Below are 17,482 nucleotides of genomic sequence, written 5' to 3'. Positions count from 1 at the left end.
GAGACGGTAAGCAGGCGTCCAGGGTTGAGTCCAGGGTTGAGGTGGGGTTATCCCCCGTCGGGTCCGGCAGCCCTCCTCATGGCGCCCCGTCGCCGCGCCGGGCACGCTGTCGCATATGACCGCTCGCATCGTCACCACAGAGCCGGACGCGGACCGCCCGCCGGCCCCGCGCTTCGCCTTCGGCCGGCACACCTGGAAGGAGATCGCGTATCTCCTCAGCAATCTGCCGGTCGCCGTGCTCGGCTTCACGTATGTCGTGACGATGCTGGCCACCGGCGTCGGCCTGGCCGTGACGGTGATCGGCCTGCCCGTGCTCGCGGCCGGTCTGCTCGGCGCGCGTCAGCTCGGGAAGGCGGAGCGCGGACGGGCCCGCGCGCTGCTCGGGCTGCGCATCGAGGAGCCGAGCCCGCTGCCGCGCAGGCGCGACGAGGGCTTCTTCGGCCGGCTGTGGTCCGGCCTGAAGGACCCGGTGGGCTGGCGGGCGATGCTGTACGAGTTCATACGGCTGCCGTGGGGCGTGCTCACGTTCGCGATCACGCTGACCGGGCTCTTCGTGCTGTGGCCGGTGCTTCCGTTCATCGTGCGGGGGCTGACCAACGCGGACCGGGCGATGGCGCGGGCGCTCCTGTCGCCCTCGGACGAGCTGGAGCGGCGGATCGCCGAGCTGGAGTCGGACCGCGGCGTCGTCGTCGACACGGCCGCCGCCGACCTGCGCCGCATCGAGCGCGACCTGCACGACGGCGCACAGGCCCGCCTGGTCAACCTCGCGATGGGCCTCGGCCTCGCGAAGGAGAAGCTGCTCGAGGACCCGGACGCCGCTGCCGCCATGGTGGACGAGGCGCACGGCGAGGTGAAGCTGGCCCTTCAGGAGCTGCGCGATCTGGCCCGCGGCATCCACCCGGCGGTCCTGACCGACCGCGGCCTGGACGCGGCCCTGTCCTCCGTGGCCTCGCGCTGCACGGTCCCGGTGAAGGTCACGGCTGACCTGCCTCAGCGGCCCGCGGCGGCGATCGAGGGCATCGCGTACTTCACGGTGTCCGAGCTGCTCCAGAACGTCAGCAAGCACAGCGGGGCGCGGTCGGCGTCGGTCGACGTGTGGCGCTCCGGGGACCGGCTGCTGATCCAGGTGGGGGACGACGGGCACGGCGGCGCGAGCCTCGACAAGGGCACGGGCATGTCGGGCCTCGCGGACCGGCTCGGCGCGGTGGACGGCCTGTTCGTCGTGGACTCGCCGGAGGGCGGCCCGACGACAGTGACCGCCGAGCTGCCCTGGCGCGACCGCACACCTGCCCAAGAGGCACCGCGGGGGTAGGGAAAACCCCCGGTCCAAGACGCCGACCGGCTCCATGGCCGCGAGGCGCCGCCGCGAGGAGTCTGGACGTACCAGGCGGACGAGCAGAACGGACGGACCCCACCGATGATCACGCCCACGCAGTACGGACAGGGACACGGCTACCGCGACGACGCGGTGGCCGGGGAACGGCGTCACCGTCTCCCGGCCGGGCTGCGCGCGCCGTTCGAGGGCCGTACGTTCCGCGAGTTCGGCTATCTGCTCCTGAGCCTCCCGATCAGCATCATCACGTTCGTGTACGCGGTGACGATGGTGTCGCTCGGCGCCGGCCTGCTGATCACGTTCCTCGGCATCCCCGTGCTGGCCGGCGCTCTCGCCGGGGCGCGCGGGTTCGCCGCGATGGAGCGGGCCAGGGCCCGCGCGCTGCTCGGCATCGACGTCGGCACCCCGGCTCCGCTGCGGCCCCGCGCCCACGGCCCGATGGCGTGGACGGGCGCCCTCCTCAAGAGCGGCGAGTCCTGGCGCAACCTGCTGTACACGGTCGTGCACTTCCCGTGGGCGGTCTTCGCGTTCAACGTCGCGCTGGTCTTCTGGACGGTCGGCTGGTCCCTGCTCACGTATCCGCTGTGGCAGTGGGTCTTCCCCATGTACACCGGCCAGGGCGGGATCCAGCTCTACGGCGACGGCGCGCACAACGTGTACCTGGACAACCCCTTCGAGATCACCGTCACCGCGGCGGTCGGCCTGCTGGTCACGCTCGCGACGCCGTGGATCATCAGGGCGCTGGCCTCCGTGGACCGGGCGCTGGTGAGCGGGCTGCTCGGCCCTTCGCGGCTCAGCGCGCGGGTCGTGGAGCTGGAGTCGGACCGCGGCGTCGTCGTCGACACGGCCGCCGCCGACCTGCGCCGCATCGAGCGCGACCTGCACGACGGCGCACAGGCCCGCCTGGTCAACCTCGCGATGGACCTGGGTCTCGCCAAGGAGAAGCTGACGGAGGATCCGCGGGCGGCGGCGCGCATGGTGGACGAGGCGCACGGCGAGGTGAAGACGGCACTCCAGGAGCTGCGAGACCTGGCCCGCGGCATCCACCCGGCCATCCTGACCGACCGCGGCCTGGACGCGGCCCTGTCCTCCGTGGCCTCGCGCTGCACGGTCCCGGTACAGGTCGAGGTCGACCTGCCCGCGCGGCCCGCGCCGGCCATCGAGGGCATCGCCTACTTCACGGTCAGCGAGCTCCTGCAGAACGTCAGCAAGCACAGCCGGGCGACCCGCGCCACGGTCGACGTGTGGCGGGTCGAGGACCGGCTGATGCTCCAGGTGACGGACAACGGCGTGGGCGGCGCCGACGCCTTGGCCGGTTCCGGCCTCGCGGGGCTCGCCGAGCGGCTCGACGCCGTCGACGGGATCCTCCTGGTGGACTCGCCGACGGCGGGCCCGACGCGGATCACGGCCGAACTGCCCTGGCGGCGTGCCTGACGACCAGCTCCCGCGTGTGCGGTGCACCCTTCCCGGGGCGCACCGCACACGCGTGTCCTCCCTCTTCCCGGCCAATCCCGGCACCACTGCCCAGGACCGTCCGGATGCTGGGATGCTGGTGACCGTTGAACGGGTGGGACGGGCTGTGGGGGGCCGAGAAACATGGAGGACAGAGTGCGAGTGGTCATCGCCGAGGATTCAGTGCTGCTCAGGGAGGGCCTGACCCGGTTGCTGACCGACCGCGGGCACGACGTGGTGGCGGGCGTGGGCGACGGGGACGCGCTGGTCAAGACCATCACCGACCTGGCCGTGCAGGACGCGCTGCCGGACGTGGTGGTCGCCGACGTGCGGATGCCGCCGACGCACACGGACGAGGGCGTGCGCGCCGCGGTCCTGCTGCGCAAGCAGCACCCGGGGCTCGGGGTGCTGGTCCTTTCGCAGTACGTGGAGGAGCGGTACGCGACCGAGCTGCTCGCCGGTTCCAGCCACGGCGTGGGCTACCTGCTCAAGGACCGGGTGGCCGAGGTGCGCGAGTTCGTGGACGCGGTGGTGCGGGTGGCCCAGGGCGGTACGGCGCTCGACCCCGAGGTGGTGGCCCAGCTCCTGGGGCGCAGCCGTAAGCAGGACGTACTGGCGGGGCTGACTCCGCGTGAGCGCGAGGTCCTTGGCCTGATGGCCGAGGGCCGGACGAACTCGGCGATCGCGCGTCAACTGGTCGTGAGCGACGGCGCGGTGGAGAAGCACGTCAGCAATATCTTCCTGAAGCTGGGCCTGTCCCCGAGTGACGGGGATCACCGGCGTGTTCTGGCGGTGCTCACCTACCTGAACTCGTGACGACCTGACACCCTGTCAGATATGGCGGGAATCCGTCGGCGGACTCCGGGGCGCTCCGGGACCGGCTTCCGGGTCGACTCGAAGTCGACCTGGAGTCGACCCGGATTCGGACCGGATTCGGACCGGATTCGGCCCGGATCCGGTCCGGATCCGGTCCTAGAACCAAAGGATGAGTGGGCGCGTCTTCGAACAGGGGACCATGGGGGTGGGTGAATCATGACAAACAAGGTCATCAGGGTGTCTCATTGTCGCGTCCACCATGCGAACCATCCAGGGAAGGCGACCCTTACCGACGTAGGGTGGGCCATGGAGAGGCCGGTCGGCCGGCCGCTCCCGCAGAGCCGCCTCGAGGGAGGTCCAGTTCAGTGACCAGCCAGGTCAGTAGCCCGGCCGAGCAGGCCGATGGGGCAGTGGTCGGAGAGCAGCGCAAACACGCGAACGACAAGGACGTACGGCGTCTGGACCGGGTGATCATCCGCTTTGCGGGTGACTCGGGCGACGGGATGCAGCTGACGGGTGACCGGTTCACCTCGGAGACTGCGTCGTTCGGGAACGACCTGTCCACGCTGCCGAACTTCCCCGCCGAGATCCGAGCGCCCGCAGGGACACTGCCGGGCGTTTCTTCGTTCCAGCTGCATTTCGCGGACCACGACATCCTCACGCCGGGCGACGCGCCGAACGTGTTGGTGGCGATGAACCCGGCCGCACTGAAGGCGAACATCGCGGATGTGCCGCGCGGCGCGGAAATCATCGTCAACACGGACGAGTTCACCAAACGGGCGATGCAGAAGGTCGGTTACGAGACCTCCCCGCTGGAGGACGGTTCGCTGGACGGGTATCACGTCCATCCGGTGCCGCTGACGACGCTCACGATCGAGGCGCTCAAGGAGTTCGAGCTGTCCCGCAAGGACGCGGGCCGCTCGAAGAACATGTTCGCGCTGGGTCTGCTGTCGTGGATGTACCACCGGCCCACCGAGGGCACGGAGCGGTTCCTCAGGTCGAAGTTCGCGAAGAAGCCGCAGATCGCCGCGGCGAACATCACCGCTTTCCACGCGGGCTGGAACTTCGGTGAGACGACGGAGGACTTCGCGGTCTCCTACGAGGTCGCGCCCGCGTCCTCCGCGTTCCCGACCGGCACCTACCGCAACATCTCCGGGAACCTGGCCCTGTCCTACGGGCTGATCGCCGCGTCCCGGCAGGCGGACCTGCCGCTGTATCTGGGCTCGTACCCGATCACGCCGGCCTCGGACATCCTGCACGAGCTGTCGAAGCACAAGAACTTCGGCGTGCGCACGTTCCAGGCGGAGGACGAGATCGCCGGGATCGGCGCGGCGCTCGGCGCGTCGTTCGGCGGCAGCCTCGCCGTCACGACCACCTCCGGCCCCGGCGTGGCCCTGAAGTCGGAGACGATCGGACTGGCCGTCTCCCTCGAACTGCCGCTGCTGGTGGTGGACATCCAGCGCGGCGGCCCCTCCACCGGGCTGCCCACCAAGACGGAGCAGGCGGACCTGCTCCAGGCGATGTACGGGCGCAACGGTGAGGCGCCGGTTCCGGTGGTCGCGCCACGCACGCCCGCCGACTGTTTCGACGCGGCGATCGAGGCGGCGCGGATCGCGATCACGTACCGCACCCCGGTCTTCCTCCTCTCCGACGGCTACCTGGCCAACGGCTCGGAGCCGTGGCGCATCCCCGAGATCGACCAACTCCCCGACCTGCGCACCCAGTTCGCCTCCGGCCCGAATCACACCGAGGCCGACGGCACCGAGGTGTTCTGGCCCTACAAGCGCGATCCGCAGACGCTGGCCCGCCCGTGGGCGATCCCGGGCACGCCGGGTCTTGAGCACCGTATCGGCGGGATCGAGAAGCAGGACGGCACGGGCAACATCTCCTACGACCCGGCCAACCACGAGCACATGGTCCGCACCCGCCAGGCCAAGATCGACGGCATCGAGGTCCCGGACCTGGAGGTCGACGACGCCTCGGGCGAGGCCGACACCCTTGTCCTCGGCTGGGGTTCGACCTACGGACCCATCACCGCCGCCGTACGCCGGCTGCGCACCGCGGGCGAGCACATCGCGCAGGCCCATCTGCGCCATCTGAACCCGTTCCCGCGGAATCTGGGCGAGGTCCTGAAGCGTTACGACAAGGTCGTGATCCCCGAGATGAACCTCGGCCAGCTCGCCACCCTCGTCCGGGCGAAGTACCTGGTGGACGCCCACTCGTACAACCAGGTCAACGGCATGCCGTTCAAGGCGGAGCAGCTCGCCACGGCTCTCAAGGAGGCCATCCATGGCTGACAGCGGCACGAAAGGCACGGGCACGGTCGAGGCGCTCTCGCTGGTACCCAAGGCCGAGGCCAAGCAGTCCATGAAGGACTTCAAGTCCGACCAGGAAGTGCGCTGGTGCCCCGGCTGCGGCGACTACGCGGTCCTGGCGGCCGTCCAGGGCTTCATGCCCGAGCTCGGCCTGGCGAAGGAGAACATCGTCTTCGTCTCGGGCATCGGCTGCTCGTCCCGCTTCCCGTACTACATGAACACCTACGGGATGCACTCCATCCACGGCCGCGCCCCGGCCATCGCGACCGGCCTGGCCTCCTCCCGCCGCGACCTGTCCGTGTGGGTGGTCACCGGTGACGGCGACGCCCTGTCCATCGGCGGCAACCACCTCATCCACGCCCTGCGCCGCAACGTGAACCTGAAGATCCTCCTCTTCAACAACCGGATCTACGGCCTCACCAAGGGCCAGTACTCGCCCACCTCCGAGGTCGGCAAGATCACCAAGTCGACACCGATGGGCTCTCTCGACGCGCCCTTCAACCCGGTGTCCCTCGCGCTCGGCGCGGAGGCGTCGTTCGTGGCCCGTACCGTCGACTCCGACCGCAAGCACCTCACCGACGTGCTGCGCCAGGCGGCCGCCCACCCGGGCACCGCCCTGGTGGAGATCTACCAGAACTGCAACATCTTCAACGACGGCGCCTTCGAAGTCCTCAAGGACAAGCAGCAGGCCGAGGAGGCGGTGATCCGCCTGGAGCACGGGCAGCCGATCCGCTTCGGCACCGACCTCGCCAGGGGCGTCGTGCGAGACCCGCAGACCGGTGACCTGGAGGTTGTCGACGTGACCGAGGACAACCAGTCGCAGATTCTCGTCCACGACGCACACGCGGCCTCGCCCACGACGGCGTTCGCCCTGTCCCGCCTGGCCGACCCGCACACCCTGCACCACACGCCCATCGGCGTCTTCCGCTCCGCCGAGCGGCCCGTCTACGACGTGCAGATGTCCGAACAGCTCGACGAGGCGATCGAGCAGAACGGCAAGGGCGACCTCGGCGCGCTGCTCGCCGGGGGCGACACCTGGACCGTGGTCGGTTAGGCGGATCGCCCGATGACACAGCCCGCGCCCCTTAGGGGGCGCGGGTTTCGTCGTATGCCGCTCTGGCTTCCGTCACCGCTTCCATGCGGCGCTCCGTCCACGTCGCGAGCGTTCTGACCTGTTCCGCCGCCTCGCGGCCGAGGGGGGTGAGCGAGTAGTCCACGCGTGGCGGGATGACCGGCTTCGCGTCGCGGTGCACCATGCCGTCGCGCTCCAGGGTCTGGAGCGTCTGCGTGAGCATCTTCTCGCTGACACGGCCGATCTCTCTTCGCAGCTCGCTGAACCGGTACGAGCGCTCCTCAAGGGCGATCAGGACGAGGACGCCCCAGCGGCTGGTGACGTGTTCGAGCACGAGCCGGTACGGGCACATGTCCTCGCCGCCGGAACTCCCCTTACGTACTGCCATGCCAGTACCTTACTTCAAAGTGGGTACTTTCCAATAGTTAGCGCCCGGCGTAGGCTCAGTGCCATAACCAGTCACTGAGGGAGATTTCAGACATGAGCATCGTCGTCACCGGAGCCACCGGACACCTCGGCCGTCTCGTCATCGACGGCCTCCTTGCCGCCGGCGTCCCGGCGGAGAGCATCGCCGCCGTCGTCCGCGACAAGGAGAAGGCCGCAGGCCTCGCCGCCCGCGGCGTCGAGCTGCGGATCGCCGACTACAGCGCGCCCGAGACGCTGACCGGAGCCTTCGCCGCCGGGGACAGGGTCCTGCTGATCTCCGGCAGCGAGGTCGGGCAGCGCGTGGCGCAGCACCAGGCCGTGATCGACGCCGCGAAGGGCGCGGGCGTCGCGCTGCTCGCGTACACCGGCGTCCTCGGCGGGCCCGCCGCCGACTTCGACCTGGCGGCCGAGCACAAGGTGACCGAGCAGGCGATCCTCGACTCCGGCCTGACGTACACGTTCCTGCGCAACGGCTGGTACCACGAGAACTACACCGAGAACCTCGCCCCGGTCCTGGAACACGGCGCCGTCACCGCCTCCGCGGGCGAGGGCCGCGTCGCCTCAGCCTCCCGCGCCGACTACGCCGCCGCCGCGGTCGCCGTCCTCACCGGCGAGGGCCACGAGAACCAGGTGTACGAGCTGAGCGGCGATGTCGCCTGGTCCTTCGCCGAGTACGCCGCCGAGCTGTCGAGGCAGACCGGCCGCACGATCGCCTACAACTCCGTCACGCCCGAGCAGAACCGGGAGATCCTGCTCGGCGCCGGACTGCCCGCGCCCGTCGCCGAAATCTTCGTCGGCGTCGACACCGCCATCGGGCAGGGCCTGCTCGCCTCCACCAACGGCGACCTGTCCCGGCTGACCGGCCGCCCCACGACCCCGCTCGCGGACGCGATCAAGGCCGCACTCGCCTAGGAACGGGCGGCCTCCCACCCGCACGGACGGCCTGTCATGACCGTATAGAGATACGGACATGACAGCAGGTGCCCCGCGGCGCTACCTTCTTCAGTGGCCGCCACGGGGCGTCCGCGTGTGTGAAGGAGGGGCCGTGGAGGCTGGGCAGTCGAGGAGCGAACAGCGCACAGGACTGTTGAACGGCATCGCGGCCTACGGCATGTGGGGCCTGGTGCCCCTGTTCTGGCCCCTGCTCAAGCCCGCCGGCGCCGGTGAGATCCTCGCCCACCGCATGGTGTGGTCGCTGGCCGTCGTCGGCATCGCCCTGCTCCTCGTACGCCGCTGGGCCTGGGCCGGTGAGCTGCTGCGCAACCCGCGCAGGCTGGCGCTCGTCACCGTCGCCGCGGCCGTCATCACGGTCAACTGGGGCGTCTACATATGGGCCGTGAACGCGGGCCATGTCGTCGAGGCGTCACTCGGCTACTTCATCAATCCGCTGGTCACCATCGCCATGGGCGTCCTGCTCCTGGGCGAGCGGCTGCGGCCCGCGCAGTGGGCGGCGGTCGGCGTCGGCCTCGCCGCGGTCCTCGTCCTCGCCTTCGGATACGGGCAGCCGCCCTGGATCTCCCTCTGCCTCGCCTTCTCCTTCGCCACGTACGGTCTGGTGAAGAAGAAGGTGAACCTCGGCGGCCTGGAGTCGCTCGCCGCCGAGACCGCGATCCAGTTCGTGCCCGCGCTCGCCTATCTGCTGTGGATCGGCTCACAGGGCGAGTCCACGTTCGCCAACGGCGCGGGCCACGCCACGCTGCTCGCGGCGACGGGCCTGGTCACCGCGATCCCCCTGGTCTGCTTCGGCGCCGCCGCCATCCGCGTACCGCTGTCGACGCTGGGGCTGCTCCAGTACCTGGCGCCTGTCTTCCAGTTCCTGCTCGGCATCCTGTACTTCCACGAGGCGATGCCCGCCGAACGCTGGGCGGGCTTCGCTCTCGTATGGGTGGCGCTCACGCTCCTGACGTGGGACGCGCTGCGGACGGCCCGGCGGGGGCGGATCGCGCTTGCCGAGCAGGAGACGCGAGCGACGGCTGCGGAGACGGTGCCGGAGTCGACGACGAATCTTCAGGCACAGACCCAGCCGCAGCCGCAGACGGATCCGCGGCGCGAGCCGGCCGCCTGATCCCGCGCGCCGACACGAGCGCGCCCAGCGTCACCATCACCACCGGCACCACGAGGGCCGCGCGGAAGGCGGAGAGCGTGTCCGCGCCGGCCCCGTTCGAGGCGAGCCCGTACACCGCGGTCACCGCCGAGATGCCGAGCGCCGAACCGAACTGCGTCGACGTGTGGAGCAGCCCGCCAGCGAGCCCCTGCTCCTCCTCCGCGACCCCGTCCGTCGCCGCGATGGTCAGCGGACCGTAGGCGAGCGCGAACGCGGTCCCGGCGAGGACCAGGGTCGGGAACATGGCGGCGTACGTCCAGTCCATGCCGACCGGCAGGAAGAGCCCGTACGCGAGGATCGCCAGCAGGAAGCCGCCGAGGACGACGCGCGCGTTGCCGAAGCGCTCGACCAGGCGCGGGGTGAGCGTCGGCGCGAGGACCGCGTCGCAGCCCATCACGACGAGCGCGACCGCCGTCTGCAGGGACGACCAGCCGCGCAGCTCCTGGAGATAAAGGGTCAGCACGAACTGGAACCCGAAGAACGCGCCGACGAACAGCAGTGCCCCCAGGTCGGCACGGACCACCGTCCCCGTACGGAAGATACCGAGCCGCACGAGGGGCGCCGCGCTGCGCCGCTCCACGGCGACGAAGACGCCGACGAGCGCGAGCCCCAGGGCGACGGCGGCGGCCGTCAGCGGCCACTCCGCGAGCCCGTGTTCGAGCCGCACGACGCCGTAGGCGACCAGCAGCATGGCGCCCGCCGCCGCGGCCGCTCCCGCCACGTCGAAGCCGCCGCGCCGCCGCCCGGGCGCGGCCTGCGCCGGAATCAGCCGCACCGCGGCGGCCAGGATCGCCCCGGCGAGCAGCACGGGCGCGAAGAACACCCACCGCCAGCCGAGTTCCGTGAGCAGCCCGCCGATGACGAGCCCGAGCGAGAAGCCGCCCGCGGCCGTGCCCGCGAAGACGAGGAGCGCCTTGTTGCGCTGCGGCCCCTCCGCGTACGAGGTGGTGATGAGTGACAGCGCGGCCGGCGTCATGAACGCGGCGGAGACGCCGGTGATGAAGCGCGCGACGATGAGCATCCAGCCCTCGGTCGCGAAGCCGCCGAGCCCGGAGAAGGCCAGAAAGACGGCCAGCCAGAACAGGAACATCCGGCGTCGGCCGAGCAGATCGGCCGCCCGGCCGCCGAGCAGCGTGAATCCGGCGTAGCCGAGGACGTACGCGCTCATGACCCACGCGGCCGTGCCGGTGCCGAGTTCCAGATCGGACCGGATGGAGGGGATCGCGACGGCGAGCATGGCGACGTCGATCCCCTCCAGAAAGATCGTTCCGCAGAGGACGAACAGCAGTGCCCAGGCGCGAGTGCCCATGACGGGTCGGCTCCTCAAGTCACATGAAGGGATGGGTGGTTACGCGAATGAGGGTCGGTTCCCTCTTGTAACCACCTCGATCCTGCGGCAGCATCGGCAGGCATGGAAGTAGGCACTTCGAAGTCACCGAGTAACTGCGCGAGTACCGCCTCCGGCGCCGTGGACTACGGTGACGCGGACCCCTTCCAGTGGGACACGCGCGAGGACTGCGAGGTGCGCCAGATACTCGACCGGGTCGCCGACAAGTGGTCCCTGCTCGTCATCGCCCTCCTCGAACACCGCCGCCTGCGCTTCACGCAGCTGCGCCGCGAGATCGACGGGATCAGCCAGCGGATGCTGACGGTCACGCTGCGGCAGCTGGAGCGGGACGGCCTGGTGAAGCGGACGGTGCACCCGGTGGTGCCGCCCCGGGTCGAGTACGAGCTGACGCCGCTCGGCGGCACCCTGCACCAGACGATCCAGACCCTGGTGACCTGGACCGAGCGGCACCAGACCGAGATCGCGGCGGCCCGCGCCGACTACGACGCGCGGTCGGCCGACGAGGCGACGGCCGCGGCGCGCTGACGCCACGCAACAAACAGCACCCTGATCACCCACCTGCTCGGCCCCGGCGCGAGCGTGATCCACCGCGTGAAGGAGGCTTCGGGCGAGTGGGTGGCGATGGCGGACCCGGAGGGAAACGAGTTCGAGGTGCAGTAGGGGCTGCCGGACGCGGGGCCTGGACCCGATTGCTTGCGCGTGCATAAACTGCACGTGCAGGTAATCGGCGCCAACTCTTCATTCGGCGCGACCAACCGACCCCGGAGTGCCCCCATGTCCCGCTCGTTCCTCTTCCTCCTCGGCAGCAGCCGCGGCGAAGGCAACACCGAGACCCTGGCCCGCAAGGCCGCCGAGCAGCTCTCCCCCGAGGTCGGGCAGCGCTGGATCGACCTCGCCGCGCACCCCCTCCCCGACTTCGAGGACCTGCGTCACGACAGCGACCACACCCGGCCCGCCGGCGACAACACGGCGCTGCTCCTGGACGCCACGCTCGAAGCCACCGACATCGTCATCGCGTCGCCGCTTTACTGGTACTCCGTCTCGGCCTCCACCAAGCGCTACCTCGACTACTGGTCGGGCTGGCTGCGCACCCCCGGCGTCGACTTCAAGGCGACACTCGAAGGGCGCACCCTGTGGGGCGTGACGGCGCTCGCCCACGAGGAGCAGGTCGTCGCGGACCCGCTGGTCGGCACGCTGCGCAACTCGGCCGCGTACATGGGCATGCGCTTCGGCGGCGTCCTGCTCGGCAACGGCAGCAAGCCCGGCGACGTGCTCAAGGACGAGGAGGCGCTGCTGCGCGCCAAGACATTCTTCGCGCCCGAGCGGCAGCCGGAGCTCGCGCGCTTCCCGTACGAGGCCTGACCGGCGCGGCCCCGACCGGCCGAACACGGCCGCCTACGGGCCATCACGGGCTGTTACGCATTCCGCGCGCACCTCGCGAAGCAGTCCGTCATCCGCCGGCCGGTGGCCGGGACGGACCGCTTCGGCTGGAGGGGACGCCTCGCTCCGCCGCGATCTCCGCGTGATCCGCCGTGTCCGGCGGTCCGGGAGGAGCGGCCCTTACTCCGAGCCAGGTGAGGAAGGAGAGGATGAAGAGCCCTTCGACGAGAAGGGAGAGGGGGCCGTACGGGGGCTCCCAGCCGGGTTCGTAGTAGCCGTCCGGCAGGCCCGCGGTGCGCGACAGCAGAAAACCGATGATCATGCCGAAGCTGACGAGCGCCCCGGTGAGCCACGCGACCAGGGGCCGCGTGAGGACGACGAGTGCCACTGCCACGGCCAGCATGACGGCACTGCCCACGGCGAAGGCGAGGCCGATGTAGAACTTCTCCTCAAGGTGATCAGGGATCAGGAGAGTGTGCAGCACCGCGTTGCCGACGGCACAGCACACCGCCAATCCTGTCAGGGTGGTCTCGGTCGGGTTCATGGTGACTCCAGGTTTTCGGCTGCGGTACCGGCGGTCGGGGCCTCCAGGCTCAGTAACTGCCGCCGCTGCCCAAAGCGTTGCGTCTCGCAAGGGGCTCGTAGGGCTCATAGGGGGTACGGGCCGCCGGGTCCAATGGATTGGGCGGTAGTCATGGAGGACAATGGGAAGGCGATCTTCCGTCGCCGCCAGGCAATCCCCTGACCGGAATGATCCGTATATACGGATATGAAGGGTTCTCGGCTCCCAGTAGGCCGCCTTCCGGACGAGGCTCTGCTGTCCGGACTGGCCACTGGCGACCCAGAACTCGCGGTTGCTTTCGTACGGCGGTTCCAGCACACGGTTTTCGGCGTTGCCGTAGCTGTCGTCGGTGATCCGCAGCTCGCCGAGGACATCGCCCAGCAGACGTTCGAGCGCGCGTGGCGGCACGCGCAGATCTATGACTCCCGCCGCGGTTCGATGAGGACCTGGCTGAGGACCATTGCCCACAATCTCGCCATCGACGCCGTCCGCTCGCGTCGGCCGGAGCCGCTCGCACCCGAAGATCTCGACGCGCTCCTCGGTGTCGTGACCGAGACTCCCGAGCGGTTCGCGCTCGCGGACGAGGCGTCGTCCGGGCTGCGGGCCGCCGTGGCACGACTGCCGCGCGAACAGGGCCGGGCCCTGGTGATGGCGGGCATCTACGGAATGACGGCTCAGCAGATCGCCGACCGGGAGAAGATCCCTCTGGGCACGGCCAAGACGCGGATCAGAACAGCGATGAGGAGACTACGGACCACCCTCACGTCTCCGAAACGAGGCGACGATGTCTAAGGACGTGACCTGCGAAAAGCTGCAGGAGATCGGTGCCGAGCTGGCTCTGGGCGTTCTCCCGGGCCGGGAGCGGGCCGAGGCTGTCGCGCATCTGGACCGGTGCGCGGACTGCCGGGAGTACGTCGGGCAGCTGACTCTCGTCGGCGACGGGCTGGTCGGCCTGCTGCCGGGCAGCGAACCGCCGGTCGGGTTCGAGACCCGGGTGGCGCGGTCGCTGGCCCAGTCCGCTTCGGCACACGACGGTCGCCAGCACACGCGCGGGCAAGGTCGCGTGCGCAAGGGGTTCCGTGGGCGGGTGCGGCTGCGGGTCGCGTCCGCCGTCGCCGCCCTGGCGCTCGCCGCCGGGTTCGGCGGCTGGGCCGTCGGCACGGTCGTCGAGAACGCGGCCGCCCCTTCGCGGCTCGTCGAGGCCGGGACGGAACTGATGGCCGCGGATCTGATGACACCCGGCGCTCACGGCCACTCGGTCGGTAAGGTCTTCGCCCGTCCCGGATCGCCGGGCTGGGTGTACATGGCCATCGATCTCGGCGACGCCAGGATCACGTACGGCGGGAAGGTCACCTGTCTGCTGGAGCGGACGGACGGCACAACCGTGCGCGTGGGCACTTTCGCCCCGTACGAAGGCTACGGCTCCTGGGAAGTCCCGGTACCGGTGGATCCGTCCACTCTGTCCGGCGCTCGCCTGACCACCGCCGACGGCGCCGTCCTGGCCACCGCGCACTTCGAAGAGGCGACATAGTCCTGGCTGCGCCCCGTCGGACCGGTGACGTGACGGCACTGGCGCGCCCCCGCAGATCCGTCATGCCTATGGCACCTGGCGTCGATGCCACGGCAGCGCCGCGTCGAAAGCGGCGGCGAGTTCCCCGATGGTGGGCCGGGCTGCCGGATCGGGCCGCAGGCAGCCGTCGATGGCCGTGGCGAGGTCCCGCGGCAGGCGTCGGCGGGACCGGATCGGCGAGGCAGGTTCCTCGAGCTGCGGATACCAGTCGTCCCGGCCGGTCGTGTCGTCTACGGTCCCGCTTCCAGCCTCTGCCCCCGTCTCCGCCCCCTCCCCGTCCCCGTCCCCGGTCTCACCGCAGTCGTACGGCAGGCCGCCGGTGGCGACCTCGTACAACGTGACACCGATGCCCCATGCGTCGGCGGCGGCCGTCAGCGGCCCGCCGTGCGCCTGCTCGGGTGCGAGATAGCAGAACGTGCCGACGCCCGCGGGAGCGATGCCGGGCGGCCGTGCGACGCTCAGGTCGAGGACCTTGGCGTGCCCGCAGTCGACCACGACGTTGGACGGCTTGAGGTCGAGGTGCAGCAGGCCCTGACCATGGAGGTAGTGCATCGCGGAACACAGGTGCACGCCGAGGAGGGCCACGTCCTCGGAGGCCGGCCGGCGCCGCAACCGGTGGATGAGGTGGGACAGCGTCTCACCGGTCAGGGTTTCCAGTACGACGAGCGGCTCGGGGAACTCGAAGGTGTCGTACGCGCGGACCAGGTGCGGATGGGTGAAGGCATGGAGCCAGCGGCCCTCACGCAGCAGCCGCTCACGCAGTCGTTCCTCGTGGCGGCGGTCGGGGCGGAGGACCTTGACGACGCACCGGCAGTCCCGTTCCTCGCTCCAGGCGTCGTACAGGTCGAGCCAGCCGGTCCGCGCCAGGTGCGCCAGGATCTCGAAGCCCGGCGCGGGTTTCGTTCCGGGAATCAGGGGCGGAGGCGGTGGCGCGGTGGCCCGGCTCATGACCGCACCTTCTCGGCGGGCGGGGAGGCGGCGAAGGTGCTGTGGTCGGTCCCCGCGTTCAGGCGGTGCAGCTGGGCGTAGGTCCCGCCGTGCGCCAGCAGGTCTTCGTGTGTTCCGCGCTCGACCACCCGGCCGTGGTCGAGCACGACGATGCGGGTGGCGTCGCGCACGGTGAGCAGATTGTGCGAGATGACGATGGTGGTCCGCCCGGCCATGAGCCGGCGCAGCGGTTCCATGATCCGCCGACCCGACCGGGCGTCAAGGCCGGTGGTCGGTTCGTCGAGCAGGAGCACGGGAGCGTCCCTGATCATCGCGCGGGCGATCGCGAGGCGCTGGCGCTGCCCACCGGACAGCGTTCGGCCGTGCTGGCCCACCACGGTGTCGTAGCCCTCCGGAAGCAGCCGGATGAACTCGTGGGCGTCGGCGGCGCGGGCCGCGGCGACGATGTCCGCCTCCGTCGCCTCCGGGCGGCCGTAGGCGATGTTCTCCCGCACGGTGCCGTGAAAGACCAGCGTCTCCTGCAGGACCACCGCGACGCTTTCCCGCACCTCGGACAGCCGCAGGTCTCTGAGGTCGGTTCCGTCGATGCGGACCGTGCCCTGATCCGGGTCGTAGAAGCGCAGCTGCAGCTTCGCGACGGTGGACTTGCCGGCACCGCTCGGCCCGACCAGCGCCAGCGTCTCGCCGGGCGCCGCTCGGAACGACACGCCTGCGAGTGCCCACCGGGACGTGCCCGGATAGCGGAAGGAGACGCCCTCGAACTCCACATCTCCGCGGGCACCCCCGAGCCGCCGGGCTCCGGCGGCCTCGACGACCTGGGGGCGCTGGTCGAGCAACTCGATGATCCGCTCGGCGGAGGCGGACGCCGCGTAGAACGTGTTGCTGAGCTGGGACAGGTCGCGGAGCGGACCGTAGAGCTTGCTGATCAGCGCGAGGAAGACCAGCAAGCCGCCCAGTGTGAGCTGCCCCTGCGCCAGCTTCCACGTACCCAGCGCCATGACGGCCAGCGCGCCGCTCACCTCGATGATCTCGACGATCGGCCCGTAGACGGCGCGGATCCGTGCCGACGTCATCGCCGCCCGGAACTTGCCCACGCTCTCGCGCTCGAACCGGCGCTCCTCCCAGCCCTGCCGGTTGTACGCCTGTACCAGTGCGACGTTGCCGAGCGACTCCTCGGCGATCGCGCTGAGCGAACCGCTCCGGCGTCTACGCTCCCGTGACGCGTCCTTGATCAGTCGGGAGAAGTGGCGGGCCGCACTCCAGAACAGCGGCACGATGACGAGCGCGAGGAGGGTCAGATCCCACTGCAGGTAGAAGAGCAGACCGAGGAAGACGCCCACCTCGACCACGTAATAGAGGGCGTTCGCCACGCCCGACAGGAGGAACGTCTCGACCGCGTCGACATCGCCCGTGACACGCGACAGCACGTCGCCCAGCCGCCGGCGTTCGAAGAACCCCAGCGAGAGGCTCTGGACATGCCGGAACACATCCGCCCGCAGAGCCAGCAGGAATCGCTCACTGACCCAGGTGGACGTCACGTCGTCGGCGAAGCCCAGCACGCCGGAACCGATAATGAGCCCCAGGTAGGCGAGCGCGATCCAGAGGAACGGGCTCAGGTCGCGCGGGACGAGCACGTCGTCCACCGCGATCTTGAAAATCCAGACCTCGGCCCCGTCGAGCACCGGCCCGATCAGGCTGAAGCACAGAAGGACGACCAGCCAGCGCCTGCCCCCGCGCGTATACGGCCAGAAACGCCGGAAGACCCCGCTCAGGGGCACCGGTGGTGCGGCCGCGACGACGGCATCGGAATCCTCACCCACCGACAGCAGACGCCGCAGGACATGCCGGGGGACACGCGCCATGGCATGGGTTCCTAGAAGATCGCGGGCTCAGCGGACCGGAGTTGCCGGCTCCGGCCCACTCAGCCGTGTGCGTTACCAGTGACGATCGTCACGGGTATGGCGGTGGTGACGACGGTGACGGCGCTTGCCGCTGGTGTCGTCGTGCCTTGAGGTCCTGTCCTTCTTGTGGTCACGGCGCTTTGCGGGAATGAGGTGACTGAAGATCGCCATAAGTTCCCTCCTGGATGCATCCCCCATGAGGGATACGTCCGAGAGCGCGCACGGGATGGCGCCTCCAGGAAATTTCTTGCCAGA

At 70.2% G+C, this 17,482-nt stretch carries 16 protein-coding genes and 1 pseudogene; 12 read left to right on the top strand and 5 right to left on the bottom strand.

What is annotated here, in order from left to right:
* The first annotated feature begins 115 nt into the window (after positions 1-115).
* The 5 genes from ACY0PA_RS24965 to ACY0PA_RS24945 all read left to right on the top strand — a co-directional run bounded on the left by ACY0PA_RS24965 (position 116) and on the right by ACY0PA_RS24945 (position 6,970).
* On the top strand, positions 116-1,312 hold the full coding sequence (locus tag ACY0PA_RS24965) for a sensor histidine kinase (RefSeq protein WP_473079906.1): 1,197 nt from the start codon (positions 116-118) through the stop codon (positions 1,310-1,312).
* A 105-nt stretch (positions 1,313-1,417) separates the two neighbouring features.
* Positions 1,418-2,767, top strand: coding sequence for a sensor histidine kinase (locus ACY0PA_RS24960; protein WP_473079905.1), 1,350 nt, complete (start codon positions 1,418-1,420; stop codon positions 2,765-2,767).
* Positions 2,768-2,929: 162 nt separating this feature from the next.
* Complete coding sequence (locus ACY0PA_RS24955) at positions 2,930-3,601, top strand: LuxR C-terminal-related transcriptional regulator (protein WP_473079904.1); 672 nt, start codon at positions 2,930-2,932, stop codon at positions 3,599-3,601.
* Between the two features lie 365 nt (positions 3,602-3,966).
* Positions 3,967-5,898, top strand: a complete 1,932-nt coding sequence (locus tag ACY0PA_RS24950) for a 2-oxoacid:acceptor oxidoreductase subunit alpha (protein WP_473079903.1) — start codon at positions 3,967-3,969, stop codon at positions 5,896-5,898.
* Positions 5,891-6,970 carry a 2-oxoacid:ferredoxin oxidoreductase subunit beta gene (locus tag ACY0PA_RS24945; protein WP_473079902.1) on the top strand — a complete coding sequence of 360 codons (1,080 nt, stop codon included), beginning with the start codon at positions 5,891-5,893 and terminating at the stop codon, positions 6,968-6,970. The genes ACY0PA_RS24950 and ACY0PA_RS24945 overlap by 8 nt, the downstream gene beginning before the upstream one ends.
* A 31-nt stretch (positions 6,971-7,001) precedes the next feature.
* Here the strand turns inward: ACY0PA_RS24945 and ACY0PA_RS24940 are convergent, their stop codons facing one another.
* A complete protein-coding gene (locus tag ACY0PA_RS24940; RefSeq protein ID WP_473079901.1) occupies positions 7,002-7,376 on the bottom strand; it encodes a winged helix-turn-helix transcriptional regulator in 375 nt (124 codons plus the stop codon).
* Positions 7,377-7,468: 92 nt separating this feature from the next.
* Between ACY0PA_RS24940 and ACY0PA_RS24935 the strand changes: the two genes are divergently transcribed.
* On the top strand, positions 7,469-8,326 hold the full coding sequence (locus ACY0PA_RS24935) for an SDR family oxidoreductase (RefSeq protein ID WP_473079900.1): 858 nt from the start codon (positions 7,469-7,471) through the stop codon (positions 8,324-8,326).
* A gap of 199 nt (positions 8,327-8,525) precedes the next feature.
* A complete protein-coding gene (rarD, locus tag ACY0PA_RS24930; RefSeq protein ID WP_473086414.1) occupies positions 8,526-9,479 on the top strand; it encodes an EamA family transporter RarD in 954 nt (317 codons plus the stop codon).
* On the opposite strand, the pseudogene ACY0PA_RS24925 reads toward rarD, so the two are convergent.
* A pseudogene (locus tag ACY0PA_RS24925) lies at positions 9,466-10,827 on the bottom strand (MFS transporter); the annotation flags it as partial. The gene rarD and the pseudogene ACY0PA_RS24925 overlap by 14 nt on opposite strands.
* Positions 10,828-10,929: 102 nt before the next feature.
* Here ACY0PA_RS24925 and ACY0PA_RS24920 point away from each other — a divergent pair.
* From ACY0PA_RS24920 to ACY0PA_RS24910, 3 genes are all read left to right on the top strand, one after another.
* Entirely contained in the window at positions 10,930-11,391 is a 462-nt protein-coding gene (locus tag ACY0PA_RS24920; protein ID WP_473079899.1) for a winged helix-turn-helix transcriptional regulator, read from the top strand.
* 21 nt (positions 11,392-11,412) lie between these two features.
* Positions 11,413-11,526: a VOC family protein gene (locus ACY0PA_RS24915; protein ID WP_473086413.1), complete on the top strand. Its 114-nt coding sequence runs from the start codon at positions 11,413-11,415 to the stop codon at positions 11,524-11,526.
* 114 nt (positions 11,527-11,640) lie between these two features.
* Positions 11,641-12,228: a flavodoxin family protein gene (locus tag ACY0PA_RS24910; protein ID WP_473079898.1), complete on the top strand. Its 588-nt coding sequence runs from the start codon at positions 11,641-11,643 to the stop codon at positions 12,226-12,228.
* Between the two features lie 88 nt (positions 12,229-12,316).
* Here the strand turns inward: ACY0PA_RS24910 and ACY0PA_RS24905 are convergent, their stop codons facing one another.
* A complete protein-coding gene (locus tag ACY0PA_RS24905) occupies positions 12,317-12,790 on the bottom strand; it encodes a hypothetical protein (protein ID WP_473079897.1) in 474 nt (157 codons plus the stop codon).
* 225 nt (positions 12,791-13,015) lie between these two features.
* Here ACY0PA_RS24905 and ACY0PA_RS24900 point away from each other — a divergent pair, with 225 nt between their 5' ends.
* A complete protein-coding gene (locus ACY0PA_RS24900; protein ID WP_473079896.1) occupies positions 13,016-13,600 on the top strand; it encodes an RNA polymerase sigma factor in 585 nt (194 codons plus the stop codon).
* On the top strand, positions 13,593-14,339 hold the full coding sequence (locus ACY0PA_RS24895; RefSeq protein WP_473079895.1) for a hypothetical protein: 747 nt from the start codon (positions 13,593-13,595) through the stop codon (positions 14,337-14,339). The genes ACY0PA_RS24900 and ACY0PA_RS24895 overlap by 8 nt, the downstream gene beginning before the upstream one ends.
* Before the next feature lie 66 nt (positions 14,340-14,405).
* Here ACY0PA_RS24895 and ACY0PA_RS24890 read toward each other — a convergent pair whose 3' ends face one another.
* Both ACY0PA_RS24890 and ACY0PA_RS24885 read right to left on the bottom strand, forming a co-directional pair.
* Complete coding sequence (locus tag ACY0PA_RS24890) at positions 14,406-15,326, bottom strand: serine/threonine-protein kinase (protein ID WP_473079894.1); 921 nt, start codon at positions 15,324-15,326, stop codon at positions 14,406-14,408.
* Positions 15,323-17,188, bottom strand: a complete 1,866-nt coding sequence (locus tag ACY0PA_RS24885) for an ABC transporter ATP-binding protein (protein ID WP_473079893.1) — start codon at positions 17,186-17,188, stop codon at positions 15,323-15,325. Before ACY0PA_RS24885 ends, ACY0PA_RS24890 begins: the two co-directional genes overlap by 4 nt.
* Positions 17,189-17,482: the final 294 nt, after the last annotated feature.

This window comes from Streptomyces sp. DS1-CR2 (genome assembly GCF_055760475.1).
This window is presented reverse-complemented; position numbering and strand designations above follow the sequence as displayed.

Excerpts from the sequence above, each read along its gene's own strand:
- ACY0PA_RS24965 (WP_473079906.1), top strand. The coding sequence starts at position 116 with ATGACCGCTCGCATCGTCACCACAGAGCCGGACGCGGACCGCCCGCCG.
- ACY0PA_RS24960 (WP_473079905.1), top strand. The coding sequence starts at position 1,418 with ATGATCACGCCCACGCAGTACGGACAGGGACACGGCTACCGCGACGAC.
- ACY0PA_RS24955 (WP_473079904.1), top strand. The coding sequence starts at position 2,930 with ATGGAGGACAGAGTGCGAGTGGTCATCGCCGAGGATTCAGTGCTGCTC.
- ACY0PA_RS24945 (WP_473079902.1), top strand. The coding sequence starts at position 5,891 with ATGGCTGACAGCGGCACGAAAGGCACGGGCACGGTCGAGGCGCTCTCG.
- ACY0PA_RS24940 (WP_473079901.1), bottom strand. The coding sequence starts at position 7,376 with ATGGCAGTACGTAAGGGGAGTTCCGGCGGCGAGGACATGTGCCCGTAC.
- ACY0PA_RS24935 (WP_473079900.1), top strand. The coding sequence starts at position 7,469 with ATGAGCATCGTCGTCACCGGAGCCACCGGACACCTCGGCCGTCTCGTC.
- rarD (WP_473086414.1), top strand. The coding sequence starts at position 8,526 with ATGTGGGGCCTGGTGCCCCTGTTCTGGCCCCTGCTCAAGCCCGCCGGC.
- ACY0PA_RS24920 (WP_473079899.1), top strand. The coding sequence starts at position 10,930 with ATGGAAGTAGGCACTTCGAAGTCACCGAGTAACTGCGCGAGTACCGCC.
- ACY0PA_RS24910 (WP_473079898.1), top strand. The coding sequence starts at position 11,641 with ATGTCCCGCTCGTTCCTCTTCCTCCTCGGCAGCAGCCGCGGCGAAGGC.
- ACY0PA_RS24905 (WP_473079897.1), bottom strand. The coding sequence starts at position 12,790 with ATGAACCCGACCGAGACCACCCTGACAGGATTGGCGGTGTGCTGTGCC.
- ACY0PA_RS24900 (WP_473079896.1), top strand. The coding sequence starts at position 13,016 with ATGAAGGGTTCTCGGCTCCCAGTAGGCCGCCTTCCGGACGAGGCTCTG.
- ACY0PA_RS24895 (WP_473079895.1), top strand. The coding sequence starts at position 13,593 with ATGTCTAAGGACGTGACCTGCGAAAAGCTGCAGGAGATCGGTGCCGAG.
- ACY0PA_RS24890 (WP_473079894.1), bottom strand. The coding sequence starts at position 15,326 with ATGAGCCGGGCCACCGCGCCACCGCCTCCGCCCCTGATTCCCGGAACG.
- ACY0PA_RS24885 (WP_473079893.1), bottom strand. The coding sequence starts at position 17,188 with ATGGCGCGTGTCCCCCGGCATGTCCTGCGGCGTCTGCTGTCGGTGGGT.